The sequence below is a fragment of the Sphingopyxis sp. genome (genome assembly GCF_035944815.1).
Lineage (GTDB): Bacteria > Pseudomonadota > Alphaproteobacteria > Sphingomonadales > Sphingomonadaceae > Sphingopyxis.
The window spans coordinates 67513-90649 of record NZ_DASZAU010000003.1 but is presented as its reverse complement, the minus strand read 5'-3'; the positions used below and the strand labels follow the sequence as shown (position 1 = coordinate 90649).

Sequence of the window (23137 nt, the reverse complement as noted above, 5' to 3'; positions counted from 1 at the left end):
TGCGCCGCTGCCGATGACTGCCACCCATCCTCCCGACAGCCAGCTTCGCGGTTTCGTCGCCCTGCTGCCCGCCGCGATGCGGCCCTATGCGCTGCTTGCGCGGTTCGACCGGCCGATCGGCTGGTGGCTGCTTTACTGGCCCTGCGCCTGGGCGATCGCGCTGGGAGGCGGAGCGCTCAGCCACTGGCCGCTGTTCTTGTGGATGCTGCTCGGCGCGATCGCGATGCGCGGCGCGGGCTGCGTCTATAATGATATCGTCGACCGCGACCTCGATGCGAAGGTCGCGCGCACCGCATCGCGCCCCATCGCGAGCGGGGCGGTTTCGGTTCGCAATGCGCTGCTGTGGACGCTGCTCCTGTCGCTCGTCGGGCTGTTCGTCCTGCTCCAGCTGCCGCGGCCGGCGCAGATCGTCGCGCTGGCCAGCCTGATTCTCGTCGCCGGCTATCCCTTCATGAAGCGGATCACCTGGTGGCCGCAGGCGTGGCTGGGGCTGGTGTTCAGCTGGGGGGCACTCGTCGCCTGGATCGCGGTCGGCGGCGTCGACGGGATGGCGCTGCCCCTGCTTTATGCCGGCTGCATCGCGTGGGTCATCGGATACGACACCATCTATGCGCTACAGGATATCGAGGACGACATGCTGATCGGCGTGAAGTCGAGCGCGCGCGCGATGGGCAGCCATGTGAAGGCGGGGGTGGCGATATGCTATGCCGCCGCGCTCGCCGGCTGGGGCGGGGCGCTATGGGCGGTACGGCCCGACCCGTTGGTGCTGGTGGCGCTGTTCCCCGCCGCGTTGCACCTCACGGGACAAATCGTCACGCTCGACCCCAAAAATGGCGAGGATGCGTTGGCCAAATTCCGTAGCAACCGCTTTGCGGGGCTGCTCGTGTTCGCGGCGATGCTGGTGGTCGGCAGCGCGCCCTGATCACTCGGCGGCGAGCAGTTCCTCGGCGCCGCCCAGATCGACCGAAACGAGGCGCGATACGCCGCGCTCGATCATCGTCACCCCGAACAGGCGGTGCATGCGCGCCATCGTCACCGCATTGTGGGTGACGATCAGATAGCGGGTGTTGGTTTCGCGGCTCATCCGGTCGAGCAGGTCGCAGAAACGTTCGATATTGGCATCGTCGAGCGGCGCGTCGACCTCGTCGAGCACGCAGATCGGCGCCGGATTGGTCAGGAACAGCCCGAAGATCAGCGCCACGGCAGTCAGCGCCTGCTCGCCGCCCGACAGCAGGGTGAGCGTGCCGAGCCGCTTGCCCGGCGGCTGCGCCATGATTTCGAGCCCGGCCTCGAGCGGATCGTCCGAATCGACGAGTTCGAGGTGCGCCTGGCCGCCGTTGAACAGCGTCGTGAACAGACGCTGGAAATGGCCGTTGACCGCCTCGAAGGCGGTGAGCAGCCGCGCGCGGCCCTCGCGGTTGAGGCTACCGATCGAACCGCGGAGGCGGTTGACCGCCTGCGTCAGTTCTTCGATCTCGGCGGCGCTCCGCTCACGTTCGGTGTCGAGTTCGACAAGCTCGTCGGCGGCGACGAGGTTGACCGGGCCCAGTCGTTCGCGATCCGAAATCAGCCGGTCGTGCTGCGCCGATTCGGCATTGGCATCGCCGACGCCCGCGCTTTCGAACCCGGCCTTTTGCGGCAACAGCGGTGGCGGGCATTCGAAACGCTCGCCCGACAGACGCCCCATCTCGATCCGGCGCAGCTCGGCGTTTTCGGAGCGCGCAACCGCGCCCGCACGCGTTTCGCGCGCGGCGGCGACGCGCTCGCGGATCGCATTCAGCGCGGTTTCGGCTTCGCGCAGCGCGGCTTCGGCGGCGCGTTCTTGCGCTTCGGCCGCCGCGACCCTGTCGCGCAGCGCCGCCTGCTGCGCCTCGGCGGCGCTGCGCTGCTCGGCAAGCTTTGCGGGCGCGTCGGCCAGTTTGGCCGCCTCGGCCGCCAGCACCTCCGCGCGCTTGTCCATCTCGGTCACGCGGCGGGCGGCTTCGCCGGCGCGCGCTTTCCAGCTCTTGATCTCGGCGCTGACCACTGCCTGCCGTTCGCTCATGCCCGCAAGCGTGCGTTCGTGCGCGGCAAGGGCGTCGCGCGCCGTCCCGGCGTCGGCGCGCGCGCGTTCGGTCGCCTGCTCTTCGGCGTCGAGCGCCGCACGCGCGATGCTGTCGTCGGGCAGTGCGGCGAGCGCCGCCTGCTGCACCGCGAGCGCTTCGTCGGCTTCCTTCGCGGCGTCGGCGATTTCGGCGAGCCGGCGGTCGAACATCGCGGCCGCGTCGCGGTGACGATCGAGCGCGGCCTGCGCCTGGTCGGCGCCGCGTAGCGCGCCGCGCCGCGCTTCGTCGGCCCCGGCGAGCGCCTTGCGAGCCGTGGCGGCGGCGTCGGTCAGTTCGGCCGCCCTGGCGGCGGCGGCATCGCGGCGGTCGCGCAGTTCCTGCACGCCGAGTTCGATCTGCGGCCGCTGCGCCGCGAGCGCGTCGAGGCGGTTCTGGCGTTGCAGCCGCTCGGTCGCGGTCGCGCCATCACCGCGTGTGACGAAACCGTCCCAGCGGCGCATCACGCCGTCCAGCGTGACCAAACGCTGGCCGACCGCGAGCGGCTGGCCGCTGTCGGTTTCGGCCACCGCCACCTGAGCGAGGCGGCGGGCCAGCGCGTCGGGGGCCTGAACATATTCGCCGAGCGGCTTGCAGCCCGTCGGAAGCAAAGGGTCGCCTTCGGCCTTGTCGGCGCCGCCCCAACTCCGCGCGGCATCCTTGTCGGTACCGGCGTCGAGATCGTCGCCGAGAGCGGCGGCGAGCGCGGCTTCGTAGCCCGGTGCGACGCGGAGTTTGTCGAGGATACGGTCGGCATCGCTCCGCGCAGCGGCAAGCGCGCGTTCGAGCGTTGTCCGCTCGCCATCGAGCGCGGCGAGCGCGGCGCGCGCTTCGGCGAGCCCCGCCTCGGCGCCCGCGAGTTCGGCGGCGGTCGCTTCGCGATCGACCTCGGCTTCCTGTAGCGCGGCTTCGGCGACGGCGATCGCGGTTTCGGCCGCTTCGGCGGCTTTCAGGCTTTCGACATGCCGGGCGGCGAGCGCGGCGCTGTCGCCGAGTGCTGCGACTTCGGCGTCGACGCGCGCCTTGTCGGCGGCGACGCGGCGGACCGCACTTTCGGCGCTTTCCACCGCCGATACGGCGATACGCCGGTCGGCGGCTTCGCTCGCTGCCTTCGCGCGCGATTGCGCCAGCGCGACCTCGGCATCGCGAAGGCGCGCCTGCGCGGCGAGGCTGGCGTCGGCGAGCGCGGCCTTGCCTGCATCATGGCCAGCGATGTCCTGCGCGAGCGTCCTCGTTTCGGTGTCGAGTGCGGTGAGCGCGGCGTGCGCCTCGCGGGCCAGCTCGCCTTCGTGCGTGCGATCGTCGGCGATGCGCCTTTGTTGCGCCGCGAGATCGTCGAGGCGCTGGAGTGCTGCGCGCTCCTCGCCCTGCAGCCGCACCTGCGTCGCCGTCGCATCGGCGAGCGCGTCGCGTTGCGCCTGGGCGTCGCTGCGCGCCGCGGCGACGCGCGTTGCCACCTCGACCTGCGCTTTCGATACGGTTTCGAACTCGTCCTGCGCGGTCTTCACTGCCGCTTCGGCCGCATCGGCGTCGCGGCGCGCCTGATCGGCGGCGGCGGCGGCGTCGCGCCAGCGTGCGTAGATCAGCCGGCCTTCGGCGATGCGGATATCGTCGCTGAGTTTCTTGTACTTCTCGGCCGCGCGCGCCTGCCGGCGGAGTGCATTCGCGCGCACCTCCATGTCGGCGACGATTTCGGAGAGGCGGGTGAGGTTGGTTTCGGTCGCGCGCAGCTTTTGCTCGGCGTCCTTGCGGCGCACATGGAGGCCCGCGATCCCCGCCGCTTCCTCCAGCATCGCGCGGCGATCGGTCGGCTTGGCGGCGATGACATTGGCAATCTTGCCCTGGCTGACGAGCGCGGGGCTGTGCGCGCCGGTCGCGGCGTCGGCAAAGATCAGCGCGACATCCTTGGCGCGCACGTCGCGACCGTTGGCGCGATAGGCGCTGCCCGCGCCGCGTTCGATGCGGCGAATGACCTCGAGATCGTCGCCGTCGCTCGAATCCGACAGGCCGGCGACGAGCGCGCCTTCGGTATCGCAATGCAGCGCGACCTCGGCGAAGTCGCGCGCCGGCCGCGTCGAAGTGCCGGCGAAGATCACATCTTCCATCCCGCCGCCGCGCATCGATTTGGGGCTCGATTCGCCCATCACCCAGCGAATCGCCTCGAGCAGGTTCGATTTGCCGCAGCCATTGGGGCCGACGACGCCGGTCAGCCCGGGTTCGATGCGCAGTTCGGTGGGTTCGACGAAACTTTTGAAACCGGTAAGGCGCAGCCGCTTTATCTGCACGGCATATCCCCGTGCAGGTCATCGAATCGGAGCTGTTGCAACCTTGGTGTCACATATCCCCCTGTACGCCGTCATGCCGCGTGGCCGGGGGAGTCGCAAGGGGCAGGTTTCGCCTGCCCCTTGCCCGAAATTGGATCAGCGTGCGCCCATCGTGCGCAGGCGGTCGCGCAGTGCGCCCCAGGTGTTGACGCCTTCGGCGACCTGGCCGTTGATGACGAAGGTCGGGGTGCCGGTGATCTGATATTTCTCGACCCCGGCATTGGTGCCCTTTTCGATCGCCGAGACATTGTCGACCTTGGCCAGGCACTGCTGGATCGTCGCGGCGGGGACGCCGCGCTGCTGGTAGAACTGGTCGATGCCCCAGCCCTTGGCGAGCGCGACGAAACGCTGTTCGGGCGGCAGCTTCATCGCTTCTTCGATCCCCGGCTGCGGCTTCGACGGACCCGCGATGAAGGCTTCATGTTCGAGGAAGGTCGCGTCGGCGAGCGGGAAGAAACGGTCGGTGCCGGTACATTTGACGATCGCGCCCGAAATCGCGTCGACGGGGTGGAGCATGAAGGGCGTCAGCTTGTACGACACGCGGCCCGTGTCGACGAAGTCGCGCTTGATCTCCTCGTGCGAATCCTTGGCGAACTGTGCGCAATGTCCGCAGGTGAAGGCGCCGAATTCCTCGAGTTTGATCGGCGCTTCGGGGTTGCCCATGACGACGCCGTCGCCATCGACGCGCACGACCTGCGACCAGCTCTTGCCGGCGGGGGCCGCGACCTTCGCGATCACATCCTGTTCCTTTGCGGGGTCGGTCTTGCTTTCGCCGCAGGCGGCAAGGGCGAGCGCGCCCATCGAGGTCAGGAGGACGGTACGCAGCAGGGTCATAATCTATCTTTCTCCACTGGGGGAACGGTCGGAATGCGGCGCTTTTACGAGGCCTTGAGCGCGAGGTCGAGTTTCGATTTGAGCGCCGGCCAGGCGGTCACGCCCGCGTTGCGGCCGTTGACGAAAAAGCTCGGCGTTCCTTCGACGCGATCGGCGTTCAGCCCGATGTTCGTCATGCCGGTCAACTCGGCCTGCGCCACCTCGCTGTCGAGCGCGGCGTCGATCTGGACCTGCGTATAGCCGCGCGCGCGCATCAGCGCGGTAAGACCGGTGTCGGCGGCGATCTTGCGCGCACGCTGGTCGGTATTGCCTTCGAACCAGGCTTTTTTCTGCGCTTCGGTGGCCTTCTGGATCTTGGCAATCAGGGCCGGGAAATTGTTGAAGATCGCCTGATGATTGCCCGCGAATGCCTTGGGCCCGCCGCAGCGGGCGAGCAGTGCGGCGGTCATGTCGACCGGATCGCGCACGAGGTTGCGATATTCGAACAGGACAAGCCCGCGATCGACATAGCCGGTCTTCAGCGGCAGCGAGCCGGCTTTCGCGAAATCGGCGCAGACGTGGCAGGTGTAGCTGAAATATTCGACCAGCCGGACCTTCGCGGCCGGGTTGCCGACAAGAAAGGCGCCGATCGGGGTCGTCGTCACGGTCGACGACCAGGCGGCAGGCTTCGCCGGCGTTGCCGCGAGCAACGTCAGCGCAGCGCCCGAAAGCGCGAGGACGGCGGTACGGCGATCGAGAAGCGGATCGTCAAAAGCGGACATCGTCGAACGGTCTTTCGTCTAACTGATGCGGGGAAGTTTGGGCGGCATCGCCAGCCCGGCGGCCATGCGTTCGAGCACGATCCTGAGTTCCGGGTCGCCGATATCGCGCAAACTGTCCCCCAGTTCGGCAGGTACGGGTTTCAGCATTGCCGGTGGCTGAACGGGCGCGGCGGGCGTGACCTGTCCGTGCGTCATGCGGACATGCGCGACGGCGGCATAGCCGAAGAAGCGGTTAACCGACGCGAGGATGTCGGGGGCGACATGCTGCAGCATCGGCGCATGGGCGCCGCTGATCGTGAGGTGGAGCGTACCGCCTGCCTTTTGCCCCGCGGGGAAACGGATCATCGCGGGCTGCGTCACGTCGGCGAGCCGGTCGCCGACGATCTCGCGCCAGCGGCTGACCACCGACGACTGGATGAAGCCGAATTTGCGGAACGCGGCCCGGCCGATTTCGGGAACGAGGTCGGATATCATGCGCGCTTCGCCGCCGCGCGGGCGTTCATAGACGCGCACCGGCGGCTTCGCGGCCTTCGCCCCGGTTTTCGCCTTCGCCTTTTTGGCCGGCCGATCCTCTCCCGCGTCTTTCGTCATGGCGGGTGCCATGCCATAGGCGGGGGGTGAGCGTCCAGACTTCGAGCATTGCGGGGACCATCGCCGACGCTTTCGCGGACCGGCTGCTCGACTGGTACGACCGCGCCGCGCGCGATCTGCCGTGGCGGATTGCGCCGAACAGCGACGAAACCCCCGATCCCTATCGCATCTGGCTTGCCGAGGTGATGCTCCAGCAGACGACCGTCGCGGCGGTCGCGGGCTATTTTGCCCGCTTTACCGCGCGTTGGCCGACCGTTGCCGACCTTGCGGCGGCCGACGATGCCGACGTCATGGCGGCGTGGGCCGGGCTTGGCTATTATGCCCGCGCGCGCAACCTGCTCGCCTGCTCGCGCGCGGTCGTCGCCGATCATGGCGGATATTTTCCGGACAGCGAGGCCGCGCTGCGCGCGCTGCCCGGCATCGGCGATTATACGGCGGCGTCGGTCGCGGCGATCGCATTCGGGCGCCCCGCGGTGGTGGTCGATGCGAATATCGAGCGCGTCATTGCGCGCCACCGGCTGATCGAAACGCCGCTGCCGTTGGCGAAGCGCGAGATTCGCACCGCGCTGGCACCGCTCGTCCCGGCGGACCGACCCGGCGATTTCGCGCAGGCGCTGATGGACCTTGGCGCGACCATCTGCACGCCGCGGGGCCCCGCCTGCGCGATCTGTCCGGTGATGGCCGACTGCCGCGCGCGCGGGAGAGCCGATATCGAGCGCCTGCCGGTCAAGCCGCCGAAAAAGGCCAAGCCGCACCGATACGGGCTAGCCCACTGGGTCGAGGCCGATGGCAAGGTCTGGCTGGTCCGGCGACCGGCAAAGGGCATGCTTGGCGGGATGCGCGCGCTGCCCGGCGGCAACTGGACCGAGGCGCCGCCGCCCGAGTCGGGTATTGCCAGCGTCGATCACGGATTCACCCATTTCGACCTGACGCTGACCCTCGTCCGCCGCGAGGTGTCGTCAGAAGTCGCCGATGCCGCAGCGGAAGGCGAATGGTGGCCGATCTCCGATCTTGACGCGGCCGGCCTGCCGACGCTGTATCGGAAACTGGCGGACAAGATGGTGGAGAGATTGGGATGAACATGATGGTTTCGCGTCGCGGATTGCTGGGCGGACTGGCGCTGGGCGGGACCGCCGCGCTGCTGCCGCGTGCGGCATTCGCGTGGAAGGTCGACGGTGCGGCGCTCTACCCCGCGACCAACGCCTTCATCAAAGGCTTCGTCGACCGCCGCGAACTCGCCGGAACGCTTGCCGCGATCGGCAAGGGGCAGGAGTCACCGGTGTTTTTCGGTGCCGGCGTCCAGTCGATCGACGGCGCGGTGCCGGTCGGTCCCGATACGCTGTGGCGCCTCTATTCGATGACCAAGCCGATTACAGGCATCGCGGCGATGCTGCTGATCGAAGACGGCAAGATGAAGCTCGACCAGCCGATCGCCGATTTCCTGCCCGCCTTTGCGAATATGACGGTCCAAAATGTGCCCGATGGCTCGATCACCGATGTCCGCCCGGCAAAGGGTCCGATCACGGTGCGCCAGCTCCTCACCCACACGGCAGGGCTCGGCTATGGCATCATGCAGAAGGGCCCGATCAAAAAGGCCTATGACGATGCGGGCATCTTTGGCGGACAGGTGAGCCGCCTGCCGATCCCGGGGCTGCCGACGACGAAACCCGCGCCCAGCCTCGCCGAATTCGCCGACCGGTTGGCGAAGCTGCCGCTCGTCTATGAACCCGGAACGCGCTGGAGCTATTCGGTCAGCCTCGACCTCACGGGGCGGTTGATCGAAGTCGTGTCGGGACAGCCGTTCGACGCATTCCTGAAGGCGCGCATCTTCGACCCGCTCGGGATGGCAAGCACGGGTTTTCGCGTCGCGGAGCGCGACGTCGGGCGTTTTACGACCAATTATGCGCCGATGGGCGGCGCGCTGTTGCCGGTCGATCCGGCGACCAGCTCGATCTATCTCGACCAGCCGCCGATCCCCTATGGCGGCGGCGGGCTGGTTTCGAGCGCGCGCGATTATGACCGCTTCCTTGCGATGCTGCTCGGCGATGGCCAAATTGCGGGGGCGACGGGCGGGGTTCGCGTGATGAGGCCCGAAACCGCGCGGCTCGCGATGTCGAACCTGATTTCCGACAGTGTCGAGCGCAAGGGGACCTTCATCGACGGGCAGGGCTTCGGCGCCGGCGGGCGCGTGTCGCTGCCGACCTCGCCGGGCGGCGAGGGGATTTTCGGCTGGGCCGGTGCCGCGGGCACGATCGGTTTCGTGCACCGGGGGCTCGGCTATCGCGCGGCGGGCTATACGCAGATCATGCCGTCCGATGCCGTGCCCTTCCAGTCGAAGTTCGGCGAAACCTTCTTCAAGGATGTGATGGCCTGATGGCTTTGCCGCTCGGTTTCACCGGGGCGCGGCTCGACCGCGCCGACCAGTTGCGCACCGATGCGGGCGCCTTCGCCGCTGCGGTTGCCGACCCGAGGGCGCGTTGCCTCGCGCTCGACGGGATCGACTTCGTGCCGGGCGAGGGTGGCGGGCTCCTCTGGGAACCGCTCGATCCCGCCGACGGCCGCGCACCGATGCTGCTCGGCATCGACGATGCGGGCGTGCCGCATTTCGTGCGCGAAGCCGCGGCGGGCGCGCGAGTCGACGCGCGTTCGCGAACGGTGATGCGGCTGCTGCCTTTGCTCGCGGGCGAGGAGGCCGCACTCTATGGCGGCGCGCGCAGCCTCGTCGACTGGCACGCGCGGCACCGTTTCTGCGCGGTGTGCGGCGTTCCGACCGATTTGTTCCGCGGCGGTTGGGGGCGCAAATGCGGTGGGTGCGGTGCCGAGCATTTCCCACGCGTCGACCCTGTCGTCATCATGCTTGCCGAATGCGAGGATCGGGTGCTCGTCGGGCGGCAGGGCGGATTTCCGCCGGGCTTCTTCTCGGCACTCGCGGGCTTCGTCGAGCCTGGCGAATCGCTCGAGGAAGCCGTCGCGCGCGAATTGTGGGAAGAGGCGGGAATCCGCGTCTCGGACGTCGCCTATGTGGCGAGCCAGCCCTGGCCCTTCCCTTCGTCGCTGATGATCGGTTGCCGCGCGGTCGCGAAGGACCCCGCGCTCACGCTCGACACGACCGAGATCGAGGCAGCGATGTGGGTCGACCGGGACGAGGTTCGCGCGGCGCTCGCGGGCGACATGGGCGCGCCGTTCATGGCGCCGCCATCGCTGGCGATCGCGCGGCATCTGCTCGAAGATTGGGCGGGTTAGTTAGAGCCGCTTGCCGGTAATGCGGCTGATTTCCTTGGCGACCATCGCTTCGACGAGCGAGGGCAGGTTGGCATCGAGCCATTCCTTGAGCATCGGGCGGAGCGCGTCGAGCACGACCTCTTCCATCGTGCGGCCGGCTACGGCGGGCGCCGTAACGGTCGCTGCGGCGACGGCGGGCGCTACGGCGGCGGTCAGTGCATCGAGCGACTGGCGCGCGGCGTCGGCGCTGGCTTCGGAAACGAGCTCGTCGTTCGCGCGCTCGGCTTCGGCACGGTCTTCTTCGTCCTGCAGGTCGAGAATATCGTCGGCTTCGGGGATGCGAATCTCGCGCGCGGTGCCCGGCGCTTCATCGCGCGCGATCACGCGCCGAATCGACGACAATATATCTTCCATCGACGGTTCCCGCGACATATCGCCCATAACCCAGCCCCCTAAACCATCGCGATTACCGGATGGTTAACGCTTCCCTTACCGATTTGGGGCGGGTTTTGCCAATCCTTATTGCGGCGGCAGCAACGGCGGGCCGACCGGAACGGTCGCGGTGGCGGCCGGAACGGTGCGCGTGTCGGTCGCGACCTGCTGCGGCGCCGGATCGTCGGCCCAGTCCCACATCTGGCCCTTTACGCGCTTGTAATTGACCTCGGGATCGTAAAGTGCGCCGCCTTCGATGCCAAGGTCGCGTGCCTCGGCCTTGCCCATCGCGGCGAGCACCGAGAAGGCGGCGACATAGGAGTTACGCTGCGCCGACACGAGCTGGACCTGCGTGTTCAGATATTCCTGTTCGGCGTTGAGGATGTCGAGGATCGACCGCGTGCCGACGCTGTTTTCGGCGCGCACGCCCTCCAGTGACAGCGCGTTGGCGCTCACCGCCTGCTGCGTTGCGGTGATGATCCGCTCGTTCGCCTGCCAGGCGGCATAGGCGCCGCGCGTCTGCGCGATGACGCCGCGTTCGACCTCGACATATTGCTCGATCGCCTGGCTGCTGCGCGATTGTGCCTGACGGACCTGCGCCGAGCGGCGCCCGCCGGTGAAGATCGGCAACGTGACCTGCACGCCGGCAGCGGCGCTCGACGTTTCCTGCGTCACGCCGATGCCTTCGACGCCGCTGTTCAGCGAACCGAGATAATTATTGTAGCCGCCTTGGAGGATCGCCGACACCTTGGGGGCGCGCGTCGATTTGGCGCTCCCGATATCGGCCTTCGTTGCGTTGACCTGCTGGTTCGCCGATTCGATGTCGGGATTGCTGTTCAGCGCGATGGCGACGGCCTCTTCGGCGGTGCCGGGCAGGTTCGGCAGTTGCGGCGGCGCCTGCAGGTCGACCGGCGCGTCGCCGACGAGGCGGATATAGCCTTCGCGACTGGAAATCAGATTGGCTTCGGCAGTGCGCAGGTCGCCTTCGGCAAGCGCGAGCCGTGCTTCAGACTGGGCGACGTCGGTGCGGGTCAGGTCGCCGATCTCGAACCGGTCGCTCGTCGCCTGCAAATTGGTGCGCAGGACCGACACGTTTTTCTGGTTGAGCTGGACGATCGCCTGATCGCGGATGACGTCCATATAGGCGCCCACGACCTGCGAAAACACGCTTGCCTCGGTCCCGCGAAGGTCGGCCTGCCCCGCTTCGACACGATATTTCGCCGCGCGCACGGCGTTGCGGACCGCCCCGCCCTGATACAGCGGAACCGTCAGTTGGCCGCCCGCGCTGAACGAGCGCGCCGGGGCGTTGAAGCTGTTGCCGGGGACGATGATATTTTCATCATAGCTCGCTTGTGAGCCGATGTCGGGAAGCCCGTAGCTTTTCTGGATCGGGACATTCTCGTCGTTCGCACGCTGTCCGGCGCGCGCCGCGGTCAGCGTCGGATTATTTTCATAGGCCTTGGCGAGCGCGCCCTGCAGCGTTTCGGCTTGCCCGGCAGCGGGCAGTGCCAGCGCTCCCATAGCGAGGCCGACGAGCCAGCGAGTCCGGCGAAGCTGTTTCTTGTTGGTATCGCGCATCGTCATGTCAGCCTGAAACAGGAAAGAAATCGCGTCAGAATTGAAAGCCCGCAGGCGCCGCAAAGCCGGGCAGCGGGGCAACGTCCATGTCGGCGAAGCTGCGCAGCGGAACCACGCCGCCGGTCTTCACGCCCTGGACAAGCCGCGTGACCGCGCCCTCGCGTTGCGCTGCGACCAGCCGGCCGCCCTCGGCCAGCTGCGCCGCCAGCGTGTCGGGCAGCACTTCGATCGCGCCTTCGATGATGATGCGCTCGAACGGCGCCGCATCGGGGACGCCGGCCGCGAGCGGACCTTCGATCCAGCGGATATTTTCATTGGCCACGGCAGCTTGAGCCGAAGCCATCAATTCGCCCTGCTCCTCGACCGCATGGACTTCGGCGCCGAGCAGCGCGAGCAACGCCGCCGTATAGCCGGTCGCGCTGCCGACGAGCAGCACACGCATCCCGGGGCGAACCGCCGCGGCGACGAGCATGCGCCCGGTGACCAGCGGCGGGTTCAGCGCGCGGCCGTGATCGAGCGCGATCGCGCGGTCCATATAGGCGACGCTGGCAAGCGCGGCGGGCACATGCGCCTCGCGCGGCACCGAGGCCATCGCCCCGACGACGGCGGGATCGATGACGTCGTTCGTCCTGAGCTGGCTGTCGATCATCGCGGAACGCATCTCCGCTGTGGTAAATTCGCTAAACTTGGTCGCCATCAGCCTTTTCCGATTCCCTGGGGCATCAACCATTACACGGCAGCTCTAGCCGAAGCCATGCTGTATTGCAATAGTAATACAGCCCCGCATTTCTACTGCCGCCGCGCATAGCTGGCAACGCGGATGCCGCCAAGCCCGCATCGCGGTGTCCCGTCCGGCGAATCCTTGACAAGGCGATCAAAGCCCCTCACTAGCGGCGCCGTTCAACACCCGGCCGTCCGCATTCGCGGTCACGGCTTTCGGCGCGAGGCCCGATGGCGGAGTGGTGACGCAGCGGACTGCAAATCCGCGCACGCCGGTTCGATTCCGGCTCGGGCCTCCAAATTTCAACCAAATCGAACAGCGCCGCCGTCGGCCCGCTATCCTGCAGCGACCGTCTTCCGGCGCACGATCGTCTGCGCATTGGTATATTCGAGCAGGCCGTCGAGCCCGCCTTCGACGCCGACGCCCGACTGCTTCATCCCGCCGAAGGCGGCGGTGGGGGAGAGGTGTTGGGTTTCGTTGACCCACACCGTCCCGCTCGCGATGCGCTGGGCAATCGCAAACGCCCTGTCCTCGTCCTGCCCCCACACCGATCCGCCGAGGCCATAGTCGGTCGCATTGGCGCGCGCGACGACGTCGTCATAATCGTCGAACTTGATCAGCGGGAGCACCGGCCCGAACTGCTCCTCCTGCACGATGCGGCTGTCCTCGGGCGGGTTGTCGAGGATGGTGACGGGGATGAAATAGCCGGGCACATCGGCCGTCTCGCCGCCGACAAGAAATGTATAGCCCTTGTCCTTCGCATCCTGGATGAGATCGAGCACGCGGCGGTATTGCGCTTCATTGTTGATCGGGCCGATCTGCGTCCCCTGTTCGGACCCGTCGCCGACCTTCACCGTCCTAGCGTAAGCGACGAGCGCCTCCTTCAGCGGCTCGTAGATATCCTTGTGGACGTACATGCGCTTCGTCGCGATGCAGATCTGGCCATTGTTGCGGAAGGCCGCCCAGAACAGCTCCTCGGCGACCTGTTCGACGTCGACGTCGGGCATCACGATCGCAGCGTCGTTGCCGCCGAGTTCGAGCGTGACGCGCTTCAGCGTCGGCGCCGCCGATTCCATGACGCGGCGGCCGGTCGCAGTCGAACCGGTGAAGCTGATCTTGTCGAAGCCCTTGTGGCTCGTCATCCACGGCCCCAGCGCGTCGCCGCCGGTGACGATGTTGAGCACGCCCGGCGGCAGCATGTCCCTGACCAGCTCGCCGAACTTCAGCGTCGCGAGCGGGGTGAAAGGCGAGGGTTTGAGCACCATCGTATTGCCCGCGAGCAGTGCCGGGCCGACCTTGAACATCGCGAGCAGCAACGGAAAGTTCCACGGTGCAATCGCGCCGACGACACCCAGCGGGACATGGCGCGTCTCGCTGTACCGTTCGTCGCTGTCCTCGTTGACGGTGACCGGTAGTTCGAGGCTTTCGGCGCCCATCAGCCAGTAGCCCGCACCCATCACCTCGCCCTCGGCCTCACTATGCGGCTTGCCCTGTTCGGCGGTGAGCAGGCGCTTGAGCGCATCGGCGTTGGCCATGATCGCCTGCCCCATCGCATTGAGCGCGGCCTTGCGCTCGGCGATCGGTGTCGCGGACCAGCCCGGAAAAGCGGCGCGCGCCGCGGCAATCGCTCGGTCCAGATCGTTCGGGGTCGCGTCGGGCACGCTGCCGATCACCTGTTCGGTCGCTGGGTTCAGCACGTCGAAGCGGGCACCGCCGCCATCGAGCCGGCCGCCGATCAGCATTGCATAGTTGCGGTCGAAATCCATCGTTCGTCTCCAGCTTTATCGGTGTTTTCAGGGTATCAGCACGACCTTGATGCACTCGCCGCGCGCCTGCGCCGCCAGCGCCTCGTTGATCTCGGCGAGCGGGAAGGTCCGGATCAGCCGGTCGAACGGAAAGCGCCCGGCGGCGTGATGCGCGATCAGTTCGGGGATGAAACTTTGCGGATCGCTGTCGCCTTCGATGATGCCGATGATGCGGTGGCCGGGCGTCATCAGCGCGGCGATATTGACGCTGATCGCCGCATCGGCCTTTGACGGCACGCCGACGAGCCCGATCGCGCCATGGCTGCCGAGCGCCGCCAGCCCCGCTTCGATCACGGGCACAACACCGCTGGTATCGAAAGCGAAATCGAGCCCGAGGGGAACGATCGCGCGCAGCGCCTCGCCGAGATTGTCGACGGCGCCGGGATCGATGACATGCGTCGCGCCAAGCTCTTGTCCGATATCGCGCCGCGCGGCGACCGGTTCGACGAGGATGATCGTCGAGCAGCCCTGGATCACCGCACCCATCACCGCGGCCAGCCCGACCGGGCCACCGCCGAAGATCGCGATGCTCGACCCCGCAGGACAGGCGAGCGAGTTCATCACACCGCCGGCGCCCGTCTGGAAACCGCAGCCCAAGGGCCCGAGCAGTTCGAGCGCGACCTTGGACGTATCGACCTTCACGACGTTGCGCGCTCGGGTGACGGTCAATGCCGAGAAGGAGCTTTGCCCGAAGAAGTGCGACGTGACGCGCTCGCCATCCTTCGCATAGGCGGTCGAGCCGTCGTCGAGCCGCATCCCGGCATAGTTCAGCGGCACGAAGCTCTGGCAATAGCACGGCAGATGTTCGTCGCAGCGCGGGCAGGCGCCGCAGCTCGAAAAGCCGACGACGACCGCGTCGCCGACGGCAAGGCCTTCGACGCCTTCGCCGATCGCCTCGATCACCCCCGCGCCCTCGTGGCCGAGAACACCGGGCAGCGCAAAGGGCGCGAACTGGTCGCGGAAAATGAGGTCGGTGTGGCAGAGGCCGACGCCGGCTATCGCCACGCGCACTTCGCCCGCCCGCGGCGCCTCGACCGCAATCGTCTCGATCGTGAAATCGCCGCCGGGCTGGCGCACCACGGCGGCCGTCGCGTCGGTCATATCAATCTCCGTTCAGTGAAGCCCGCGCCGTTCCTGCTGGCGATAATCGCTCGGCGCCATGCCGAACCAGGCGCGGAAGGCGCGGCTGAAATGGCTCTGGCTGGTGAAACCCGTCGCCTCCGACAGCGCGGCGAGGCTGAGGTCGGTCTGGACGAGCATCTGCTGCGCACGGTCGAGCCGCGCCTTCATCACATATTGGTGCGGCGAAATGCCCGTAGCCTTCTTGAACAGGCGGCAGAAATGCGACGGGGTGACGCCGGCGACCGATGCCATCGCTTCGAGGCTATGTTCCTCGGCGGGGTTCGCGAGCACAGCGTTCATGATCTTGTGGAGCCGGTAAGCCGAAAAATCGGACACGGGAATCTCGGTCGGGTTCCCGTGCGCGGGCGGGCCCGAGAGGATATGCGCCTTCAGCGCATTGACCATCGCCGCGACATAGGCGGTGCGTTCCTCGGCCTGCGGGGCATAGAGTTCGGAGAGGATCTGGCGGGTCAGTGCAACGCCGAGCGGATCGGCGAAAGCGAAGCGCATCTTGTTGAACTGGTCGGCGTGCGGTTGCCCTGCGAGCACGTCCGACGACATCGACAGGGTGACGACGTCGAGTTCGCCATCGACGAGCCAGCCGGTCGGCATGCCCGCGGGGACGATCGTCGCGCAGCCGGGGATCGAGCTGGTTTCGGTCCAGCCGTCCCGGTCCCACGTCTTCACTTGCGGTTTTCCCGCGACATGGACGGTGAAGATCGGTTGCGGCAGTGCGGGCAGGGTATAGCTGCCGACGAACTGGCGCCAGCGGCACAGCGACCAGCCGTCGCCGAACGACCCCATCTCGACGTCGGGCGCACGGCCGAGGACGTCGCAGATGATTTCCTTGTTATCCCAGACGCTCTCGTTCTTCACGTCACCAGCCTGACGTCGAGCCGCTTGAAGCCGTTGATGAAGTTCGACCGCACGCGGCTCGGCTCTCCCATGATCTCTATGCGGCGAACATGACGCGCCATTTGGGCAAAGGCCAGCCGCAATTGCATTTCGGCGAGGCGCGAGCCGACGCAGACGTGCGTGCCTGCGCCGAAGGCGAGATGCTGGCGGATCGGGCGCGCCACGTCGAAGGCGTCGGGATCGGCGAACATTGCGGGGTCGCGGTTCCCGGCAGGATAGAAGACGACCACCTTGTCGCCCTTGCGGATCACCTGCCCGCCAAGTTCGGTGTCGCGCGTTGCGGTGCGGCGCATATGGATCACGGGGCTCGCATGGCGCACCATTTCCTTGACCGCGTTCGGCAGCAGCGACGGATCGGCGCGGATCGTGTCCCACTGGTCTGGGTTGTTAGCGAAGGCGATCAGGCTGTGGTTGATCGAATTGCGCGTCGTTTCGTTGCCGCCGACGAGCGCAAGGATGAGGTTGCCGATGAAGTCGCCGAGCGGGACGGGTTGCCCATGAATTTCGGTGTTCGCGAGCAGCGAGGCGATATCGGGGCCGGGGTTCGCGCGGCGTTCCTCGAACAAGGCCGCGGCAAAGCCGATGAATTCGCCCATCACTGCCGCCATCGCTTCGGGCGACTGGCGGAAATCGGGATCGTCCTCGCCGACGAAGGCGTCGGTCCAGCGGTGGAGGTCGTGCCACATCTCGGCCGGCACGCCGAGCAGTTCGGCGAGGGTGAGCAGCGGTAGCGGCACGGTGAGCAGCGGCAGGATGTTCACCGTCTCGTTCAGCGGCACGTTGGCGAACAGCCGTTCGACGCGCTCGGCGATCCGCGTCTCGATCCCTTCCAATCGCGCCGGCGACAGCGCGGGCATCACGAATTTGCGATATTGCGTGTGCGTCGGCGGATCGCGCGAGATGAAGGGGATGCCGATCGCCGACTCGCCCGCGCCCGTCAGCCCGACCTCATTCTCATTGAAGATGCGGTGCCCGCCATTCTCATGCGCCGAGGAAAAGAGATCGGCCTGCCGCGACACGGTGACGATATCGTCGAACCCCAGCACCGCCCAGAAGCCCGCGCCATCGGTTTCGGGGTTCCAGTGGACCGAACCCGCAGCGCGCAGCGCCGCGAGTTCGGCATAGGGCATGCCGCCGACATAAAGGTCGGGGTTCTTGAGGTCGGTCATCGTCAGAAGCTGTACCGGACGCTGACGCCATAGGTGCGCGGCGCCGACGGGATGAGGAAGTTGTAAGGGAAGCCTGCGCCGCGGAGATCGAGACCATAGCCATAGGTCTTGCGATCGAAGAGGTTGTTCGCAAAGGCGCGGACGGTCAGCGCGTCGTTCGACCAGCTCAGCGAGGCGTTGACCTTGGCGTTCGCGCCCTGCTGCAATTCGGCGTTGACCTGCGGCGTACCGGGCGCGTCGATCTCGTTGAACGGCGAGAAGAACTGGCGGCTCGAATAGGCGACATTCGGCGCGAAGGTCAGCGTGCCGCCGCCGAGTTCGAGCATATCCCATTCGAACCCGAGCTGTGCCGTCAGCTTGGGCGCGAAGGGCAGCGAATTGCCCGACAGGTCGGCGCCCTGCAATGTCAGCTCCTTATATTTCGAGTGCAGCCAGCCGAGCGACGCGTCTATGCGCAGGCCGTCGACGGGACGCAGCGTCGTTTCGACCTCCAGCCCGTAGACCTCGGACGCCGGCGCGTTGACGAGGAAGGAAACGGGGCCGGCGCGCGTATCCTGCAGCTGCTGGTTCGAATAGTCATAATAGAAGGCCGACGCGGCGTAGGTCAGCAGGCGCCCGCCCGCGCGGCCCTTGATCCCGATTTCATAGGCGTTGACGCGCTCGGGCTCGATATAGCCGATGCCGCTCGACGAGGTGTAGCCGCCGCCATTGACCGCGCCCGCGCGATATCCGCGGTTATAACTTGCATAGAGCAGCATGCCGCTGTCGAAAGTATAGCTGAGGGCCACACGGCCGGTCAGCGCATTATTGGTGTCGGCGAGCGCGAAGCGCGCGGCGGGATCATAGGGGCAGGTGCCCGCAACGCCGGGGCAGGGCACCGTCGTCGCGATCGGCGTCTGCGGATCGTCGACCCCTCCGACGAACAGATAGGCGAAGGCGTCGTCGTAGCGCGACTTGTCCTTGGTGTAGCGCGCACCCAGCGTCAGGACGAGCTTGTCGGCAAGGTCGATATCGGCCTGCGCGAACACCGCATAGCTTTTGCGCACCTGCCGGTAATGCTGGAAAAAGCCGCCCGCCGGGGGCAACGGCAGGTTGAACCTGTTGTCGGTGATATTGCGGTCCCAGCCATAGAAAAGCCCGCCGACGAGGGTCAGCCCGTCCCCTTCGTAATTGGCGCGCAACTCCTGGCTGAACTGGCGGTATTTCGAGCGCCAGTTGATGTCGAGTATGTCGATCGGCGCGCCGTCGGCCGCCTGCTGGAGATCCTGCTTGCCACCGTCGTAGCTGGTGATCGAGGTCAGGCTGAGCGTGTCCGACAGTTCGAGCGCGATATTGCCCGAGAAGCCCCACGCGTCGGTGCGGTTCTCGCCGATGCGGTTCTCGTTGGTCTCGAAAAAGCCGAGCCCGGTACGGAAGGGCTCGAGCCCGTGCACCGCCGCCTGCGTCCCGCGATCGCGCCCCGCATAGGCGCGCAGCACGATATCGAGCGTTTCGGTCGGCTTGATGCGCAGCGACGCGCGGCCCTGCAGCGTATCGACCGACGCCGCGTCGCGGCCGCCGGGAAAGATATTTTTGATCTGCCCGTCGCCCTTGGCATAATTCACCGCGAGGCGAAGCCCTGCGACATCCTCGGCGAGCGTCGCCTCGACGGCGCCCTGCGCGGTGATCGTGTCGTAATTGGCATAGCCGAGTTGGACATAACCGTTGGTGCCCGAAAGATCGGGCTTCTTCGTGATGAAGTTGATCGCGCCGCCGGTGGTGTTGCGCCCGAACAGCGTCCCCTGCGGTCCGCGCAGCACTTCGATGCGGTCGAGGTCGAAGAGGCCCATGCCGTGGCTGGTGCGCGGCGCGAGGTAGACGTCGTCGAGATAGACGCCGACGGGCGAGGCCTGGTTGCTGTTATATTCGTTTGCGACCCCGATGCCGCGCAGCGAGAAATTCGGCTGCGTGTCGCCATAGGGGCTGTTGATCTGGAGGTTCGGTACCGCATCGCCGAGCTGCGCCGAATTGGTGATCCCGCGGTCGGCCAGCGTGTCGCCGCCGAGCGCGGTGACCGCGAGCGGCACGTCGAGCAGCGACTGTTCGCGGCGCTGTGCGGTGACGACGATATCGCCGTCGTCGACGCCGGTGTCGGCGGGCGGCGCATCCTGCGCCATCGCAAGCGTCGATGTCGAAACTGCAAGCGCCGCCAGCAGGCCGCGCGCAAGGGGCATGATCGCCATAGTCCTTCTCCCAAAACCGGGGCTTCTGCGAGCCCTGTCGAGGTTGGAAGCTAGGCCGCCGGGTGCGCTATGGCTTTAGCGCGCCTTGCAACGAGTTTTGACATTTCTTGCGCGCCGAAACCATCGCGCGGCGGCGGCCGTGATTCTCGGAACCATCGCCGCAAGGCGCGAACGGCACGCCCCGGCGCAAAGACGTAGCACGACCCCGTCCGGGAATGACACGGTCGCAGCGAAAACCTTTACGAAGCGGCTTCCCCCCCGGCCGCGCGCGTCGCGCCGCTCTCTTCCCCTTGAGAGCGGCGCGATTGCGTTTGCGCGAGCCGGCTGCCGAACTCGCCAAGGCTTGTCCGGGCACGAGATCTTTTTTGTCGGCGGGGTTTCGGTCGCGCGGCAATGACGATGTCGGGGCTGTGGCTTCTCCGGTGATTCCGCTTGCCGTTTGGGATCCGCGACGGAAAGGTGCCGTCGAATAAATTCGCATGGAGGACAGCAGCATGGCCCATGGAACCGCCCGCATCGGCAAGGATCATTATCGCACCGAAATCAATGTCAGCGGCCATGACCTGATCGGCGACGAGGGGCCGGGGCTCGGCGGAAAGAATGCGGGACCTGCGCCCTATGATTTCCTGCTCGCGGGGCTCGGCGCCTGCACCGCGATCACGCTGCGCATGTATGCCGACCGAAAGCAATGGCCGCTCGAATCGGTCGAGGTCGCGTTGAAACTGACGAGCAAGGAGGGCCTGCGCATTGACCGGGTGCTGACGATCGCCGGACTCGACGACGAACAGATGGCGCGGCTCGCCGATATCGCCGAGCGGACGCCGGTCACATTGACGCTGAAGGGCGGCTTGCCGATCGACACGCGCCTCGCCTGACCAGCGCGCGACTGGACAAGTTGCGATCTACCACTTATATACCAGCCGTTATGGAAATCGAATCCGCCACCGTCGCCGCTCCGCACAAGGGCCGTCCGCGCGAATTTTGCGTCGATGCGGCGCTGGCGTCGGCGCTCCGCGTCTTCTGGTCGAAGGGCTATGAAGGCGCCTCGATGGCCGACCTGACCGAGGCGATGGGGATCACCAAGCCCAGCCTTTATGCGGCGTTCGGCAACAAGGAAGCGCTCTTCAACAAGGCGCTCGACCTCTATGAGCGCGAGAAGCTCGACTATATGCATGCAGCGCTCGATGCGCCGACCGCGCGCGGTGTTGCCGAGCGGCTGATGTACGGCGCGCTCGACATGTACACCTGCCCCGAAAATCCGAACGGATGCCTTGGCGTGATCAGTTCGGTCGCGTGCGGCGCCGAAGCCGAATGTATCCGCGAGGCCGTTCTTGAACGCGGCGCGGTCGCGAAACGCGCCATGCTCGAACGCTTCGCGCGCGCGAAGGAGGAGGGCGACTTTCCGCCCGATACCGACGCCGAAGGGCTCGCGGCATTCCTGACCGCGGTCAATCAGGGCATGTCGGTGCAGGCGGGGGCGGGTGCGACGCGTGCCGAGCTCGAACGCCTCGTCGAAACCAGCCTGAAGCTGTGGCCGGGGCGCTGATAGAATTATTTTACTGCCCGGTACAATATGGCCTTGACGCAGCGCAACATGACTTATATACCGTCTAGTATACAAAGATAAGGCTCTCCCCCGAGACGTCCGCCGCATGGTCGAGGCCATGCGGCGGACGGAAACTTCACCACCGAATATTTCCCCGGGAGCGGGTCTTGCTCCGGCCGGGCGTCCGCTGACGCTTGTCCGCAAGATTTAGACAGGGACCCCGCGCGCATGACGTGTGCAGCGGGACAGGGCGGCCGTCCTCTTCGAAGAGGGCCCTCTGGCACCAAGGACCATGACGACATCGGTCGGAAGCACGCGCTTCCGGCAACGGGTTTCTGTGCTTCCGCGCGCAGGCGACCGAATGAACAAAAGAAGAGGGCATATCCATGACCGTCCACACCCCGATCGAAAAGCTCGACCCCGCCGATGCGAAGGTCCGCCGCGAACTCAATACTCTCCTCCATCCCGGTCGCGGTCGCCGTGCCGCGTGGATTGGCGCCTTCCTCGTACTGATCGTCGGTGCATGGTGGCTGCTGCGCGACGGTCCGCCGCAAGCGGCAGCCGCGCCGGCACCCGTATTGACCGTCGCGGCGCCGATCGCGCGCGACGTGACCTTGTGGGACGATTATATCGGCCGTTTCGAAGCGTCGAAGGCGGTCGAGGTGCGGCCGCGCGTTTCGGGTGCGATCACCGGCATCCACTTCACCGACGGCCAGATCGTCCGTCAGGGCCAGCCGCTCTTCACCATCGACCCGCGTCCTTATCGCGCCGCGCTCGCCGAAGCGCGCGCTTCGGCGGCGAGTGCGCGGAGCGATTTGGCGCTCGCGCGGCTCGAACTCGATCGCGCGAGCCGTCTCGTCGATATCGAGGCGGTGTCGCAGAGCGAGATCGATCGTCTCCGCGCGCGCGTCAACGCGGCGAACGCCGCGCTCGCCGGTGCCGACGCCCGGATCGCGGCGCGTGCGCTCGACGTCGAATTCACCACCGTCCGCGCGCCGCTGAGCGGCCGGATCTCCGATCGCCAGATCGACGCGGGCAATCTCGTGTCGGCGGGCGATGCCGGCGGCACGCTCCTGACCACGATCAATGCGCTCGACCCCGTCTACTTCACCTTCCAGGGTTCGGAGGCGCTGTTCCTCAAGACCAAGCGCGAAGGCGGCGACAAAGGCGCGGCGGTCGAAGTTCGACTGCAGGACGAAGCCGACTATCGCTGGAAGGGCCAGCTCGACTTCACCGACAATGGTCTCGACCCGCGTTCGGGTACGATCCGTGCCCGCGCCAGCTTCCGCAACCCGGAGATGTTCCTGACCCCCGGCATGTTCGGCAACATGCGCCTGTCGACGGGCCAGACGGCGCGCGCGCTGCTGATCCCCGCCGCCGCGGTGCAGACCGACCAAGCACGCAAGATCGTCTATGTCGTCGGCAAGGACGGCATGGTCGCGGCGAAGCCGGTGGAAATCGGCCCCGAAGTCGATGGCCTGCGCGTCATCCGCTCGGGTCTGGCCCCGACCGACCGCGTCGTCATCAACGGATACCAGTTCGCGCGTCCCGGCACCAAGGCCGTGACCAAGGCAGGCAAGATCGCCGCGAACGCGCCGAAGCAGGGTACGCCTGCAGCGACCGAACCGGTGTCGGCGCAGGCGACCTTCGCAAAGTGACTAACCTCCCCTCCCGCTTGCGGGAGGGGCTGGGGGTGGGCCAGCTCCGTCTCAACGGCCCACCCCGCTGCGACTAGCGAGCAAAGCTCGCAAGTCTCGCTGCCCCTCCCGCAGGCGGGAGGGGTGACCAGAGTAGTTTTCAGACAGGGGCTCTCC

At 67.0% G+C, this 23137-nt stretch carries 19 protein-coding genes and 1 tRNA gene; 8 read left to right on the top strand and 12 right to left on the bottom strand.

The window, feature by feature from the left end; translation table 11 throughout:
* Positions 1-13: 13 nt before the first annotated feature.
* Positions 14-922, top strand: a complete 909-nt coding sequence (ubiA, locus tag VGU00_RS04450) for a 4-hydroxybenzoate octaprenyltransferase (RefSeq protein WP_327465914.1) — start codon at positions 14-16, stop codon at positions 920-922.
* Here ubiA and VGU00_RS04445 read toward each other — a convergent pair whose 3' ends face one another.
* The 4 genes from VGU00_RS04445 to VGU00_RS04430 all read right to left on the bottom strand — a co-directional run bounded on the left by VGU00_RS04445 (position 923) and on the right by VGU00_RS04430 (position 6591).
* Positions 923-4366: a chromosome segregation SMC family protein gene (locus VGU00_RS04445; protein ID WP_327465913.1), complete on the bottom strand. Its 3444-nt coding sequence runs from the start codon at positions 4364-4366 to the stop codon at positions 923-925.
* Between the two features lie 135 nt (positions 4367-4501).
* On the bottom strand, positions 4502-5239 hold the full coding sequence (locus VGU00_RS04440; RefSeq protein WP_327465911.1) for a thioredoxin domain-containing protein: 738 nt from the start codon (positions 5237-5239) through the stop codon (positions 4502-4504).
* Between the two features lie 44 nt (positions 5240-5283).
* The gene (locus tag VGU00_RS04435; RefSeq protein ID WP_327465909.1) at positions 5284-6000 is read right to left on the bottom strand and encodes a thioredoxin domain-containing protein; all 717 of its coding nucleotides are present in this window, start codon (positions 5998-6000) and stop codon (positions 5284-5286) included.
* A gap of 18 nt (positions 6001-6018) precedes the next feature.
* Positions 6019-6591 carry a DUF721 domain-containing protein gene (locus VGU00_RS04430; RefSeq protein WP_414713498.1) on the bottom strand — a complete coding sequence of 191 codons (573 nt, stop codon included), beginning with the start codon at positions 6589-6591 and terminating at the stop codon, positions 6019-6021.
* Positions 6592-6617: 26 nt separating this feature from the next.
* Between VGU00_RS04430 and VGU00_RS04425 the strand changes: the two genes are divergently transcribed.
* The 3 genes from VGU00_RS04425 to nudC are packed head-to-tail and all read left to right on the top strand — an operon-like array spanning position 6618 to position 9834.
* Positions 6618-7670 (top strand): A/G-specific adenine glycosylase, encoded by a 1053-nt coding sequence (locus VGU00_RS04425; RefSeq protein ID WP_327465905.1) that lies wholly within the window; start codon positions 6618-6620, stop codon positions 7668-7670.
* Entirely contained in the window at positions 7667-8965 is a 1299-nt protein-coding gene (locus VGU00_RS04420; protein WP_327465903.1) for a serine hydrolase domain-containing protein, read from the top strand. The genes VGU00_RS04425 and VGU00_RS04420 overlap by 4 nt, the downstream gene beginning before the upstream one ends.
* Entirely contained in the window at positions 8965-9834 is an 870-nt protein-coding gene (nudC, locus tag VGU00_RS04415) for an NAD(+) diphosphatase (RefSeq protein ID WP_327465901.1), read from the top strand. Before VGU00_RS04420 ends, nudC begins: the two co-directional genes overlap by 1 nt.
* On the opposite strand, the gene VGU00_RS04410 is transcribed toward nudC, so the two are convergent.
* The 3 genes from VGU00_RS04410 to VGU00_RS04400 form a co-directional block, all read right to left on the bottom strand.
* On the bottom strand, positions 9835-10254 hold the full coding sequence (locus VGU00_RS04410; RefSeq protein WP_327465899.1) for a DUF2497 domain-containing protein: 420 nt from the start codon (positions 10252-10254) through the stop codon (positions 9835-9837). It lies immediately after the preceding gene.
* A 78-nt stretch (positions 10255-10332) separates the two neighbouring features.
* Positions 10333-11823, bottom strand: a complete 1491-nt coding sequence (locus VGU00_RS04405) for a TolC family outer membrane protein (protein WP_327466369.1) — start codon at positions 11821-11823, stop codon at positions 10333-10335.
* Between the two features lie 34 nt (positions 11824-11857).
* A complete protein-coding gene (locus VGU00_RS04400) occupies positions 11858-12520 on the bottom strand; it encodes a protein-L-isoaspartate O-methyltransferase (protein WP_327465898.1) in 663 nt (220 codons plus the stop codon).
* A gap of 248 nt (positions 12521-12768) precedes the next feature.
* On the opposite strand from VGU00_RS04400, the gene VGU00_RS04395 reads away from it, so the two are divergent.
* Positions 12769-12842, top strand: a tRNA-Cys gene (locus VGU00_RS04395).
* A 37-nt stretch (positions 12843-12879) separates the two neighbouring features.
* On the opposite strand, the gene VGU00_RS04390 is transcribed toward VGU00_RS04395, so the two are convergent.
* From VGU00_RS04390 to VGU00_RS04370, 5 genes are read right to left on the bottom strand one after another with little or no spacing between them, the layout of a single operon-like run.
* Positions 12880-14310, bottom strand: coding sequence for an aldehyde dehydrogenase family protein (locus tag VGU00_RS04390; protein WP_327465896.1), 1431 nt, complete (start codon positions 14308-14310; stop codon positions 12880-12882).
* A 27-nt stretch (positions 14311-14337) separates the two neighbouring features.
* Positions 14338-15450, bottom strand: coding sequence for an NAD(P)-dependent alcohol dehydrogenase (locus tag VGU00_RS04385; RefSeq protein WP_327465894.1), 1113 nt, complete (start codon positions 15448-15450; stop codon positions 14338-14340).
* Between the two features lie 12 nt (positions 15451-15462).
* Positions 15463-16347, bottom strand: a complete 885-nt coding sequence (locus VGU00_RS04380; protein WP_327465892.1) for an AraC family transcriptional regulator — start codon at positions 16345-16347, stop codon at positions 15463-15465.
* Positions 16344-17555 carry a cytochrome P450 gene (locus VGU00_RS04375; RefSeq protein ID WP_327465890.1) on the bottom strand — a complete coding sequence of 404 codons (1212 nt, stop codon included), beginning with the start codon at positions 17553-17555 and terminating at the stop codon, positions 16344-16346. The genes VGU00_RS04380 and VGU00_RS04375 overlap by 4 nt, the downstream gene beginning before the upstream one ends.
* Positions 17556-17557: 2 nt before the next feature.
* Entirely contained in the window at positions 17558-19777 is a 2220-nt protein-coding gene (locus VGU00_RS04370; protein ID WP_327465888.1) for a TonB-dependent receptor, read from the bottom strand.
* Between the two features lie 494 nt (positions 19778-20271).
* On the opposite strand from VGU00_RS04370, the gene VGU00_RS04365 reads away from it, so the two are divergent.
* The 3 genes from VGU00_RS04365 (at position 20272) to VGU00_RS04355 (ending at position 22981) form a co-directional block, all read left to right on the top strand.
* Positions 20272-20652: an OsmC family protein gene (locus tag VGU00_RS04365; RefSeq protein WP_327465886.1), complete on the top strand. Its 381-nt coding sequence runs from the start codon at positions 20272-20274 to the stop codon at positions 20650-20652.
* Positions 20653-20702: 50 nt separating this feature from the next.
* Positions 20703-21323 (top strand): TetR/AcrR family transcriptional regulator, encoded by a 621-nt coding sequence (locus VGU00_RS04360; protein ID WP_327465884.1) that lies wholly within the window; start codon positions 20703-20705, stop codon positions 21321-21323.
* Between the two features lie 386 nt (positions 21324-21709).
* On the top strand, positions 21710-22981 hold the full coding sequence (locus VGU00_RS04355; protein ID WP_327465882.1) for an efflux RND transporter periplasmic adaptor subunit: 1272 nt from the start codon (positions 21710-21712) through the stop codon (positions 22979-22981).
* The last annotated feature ends 156 nt before the right edge of the window (positions 22982-23137 follow it).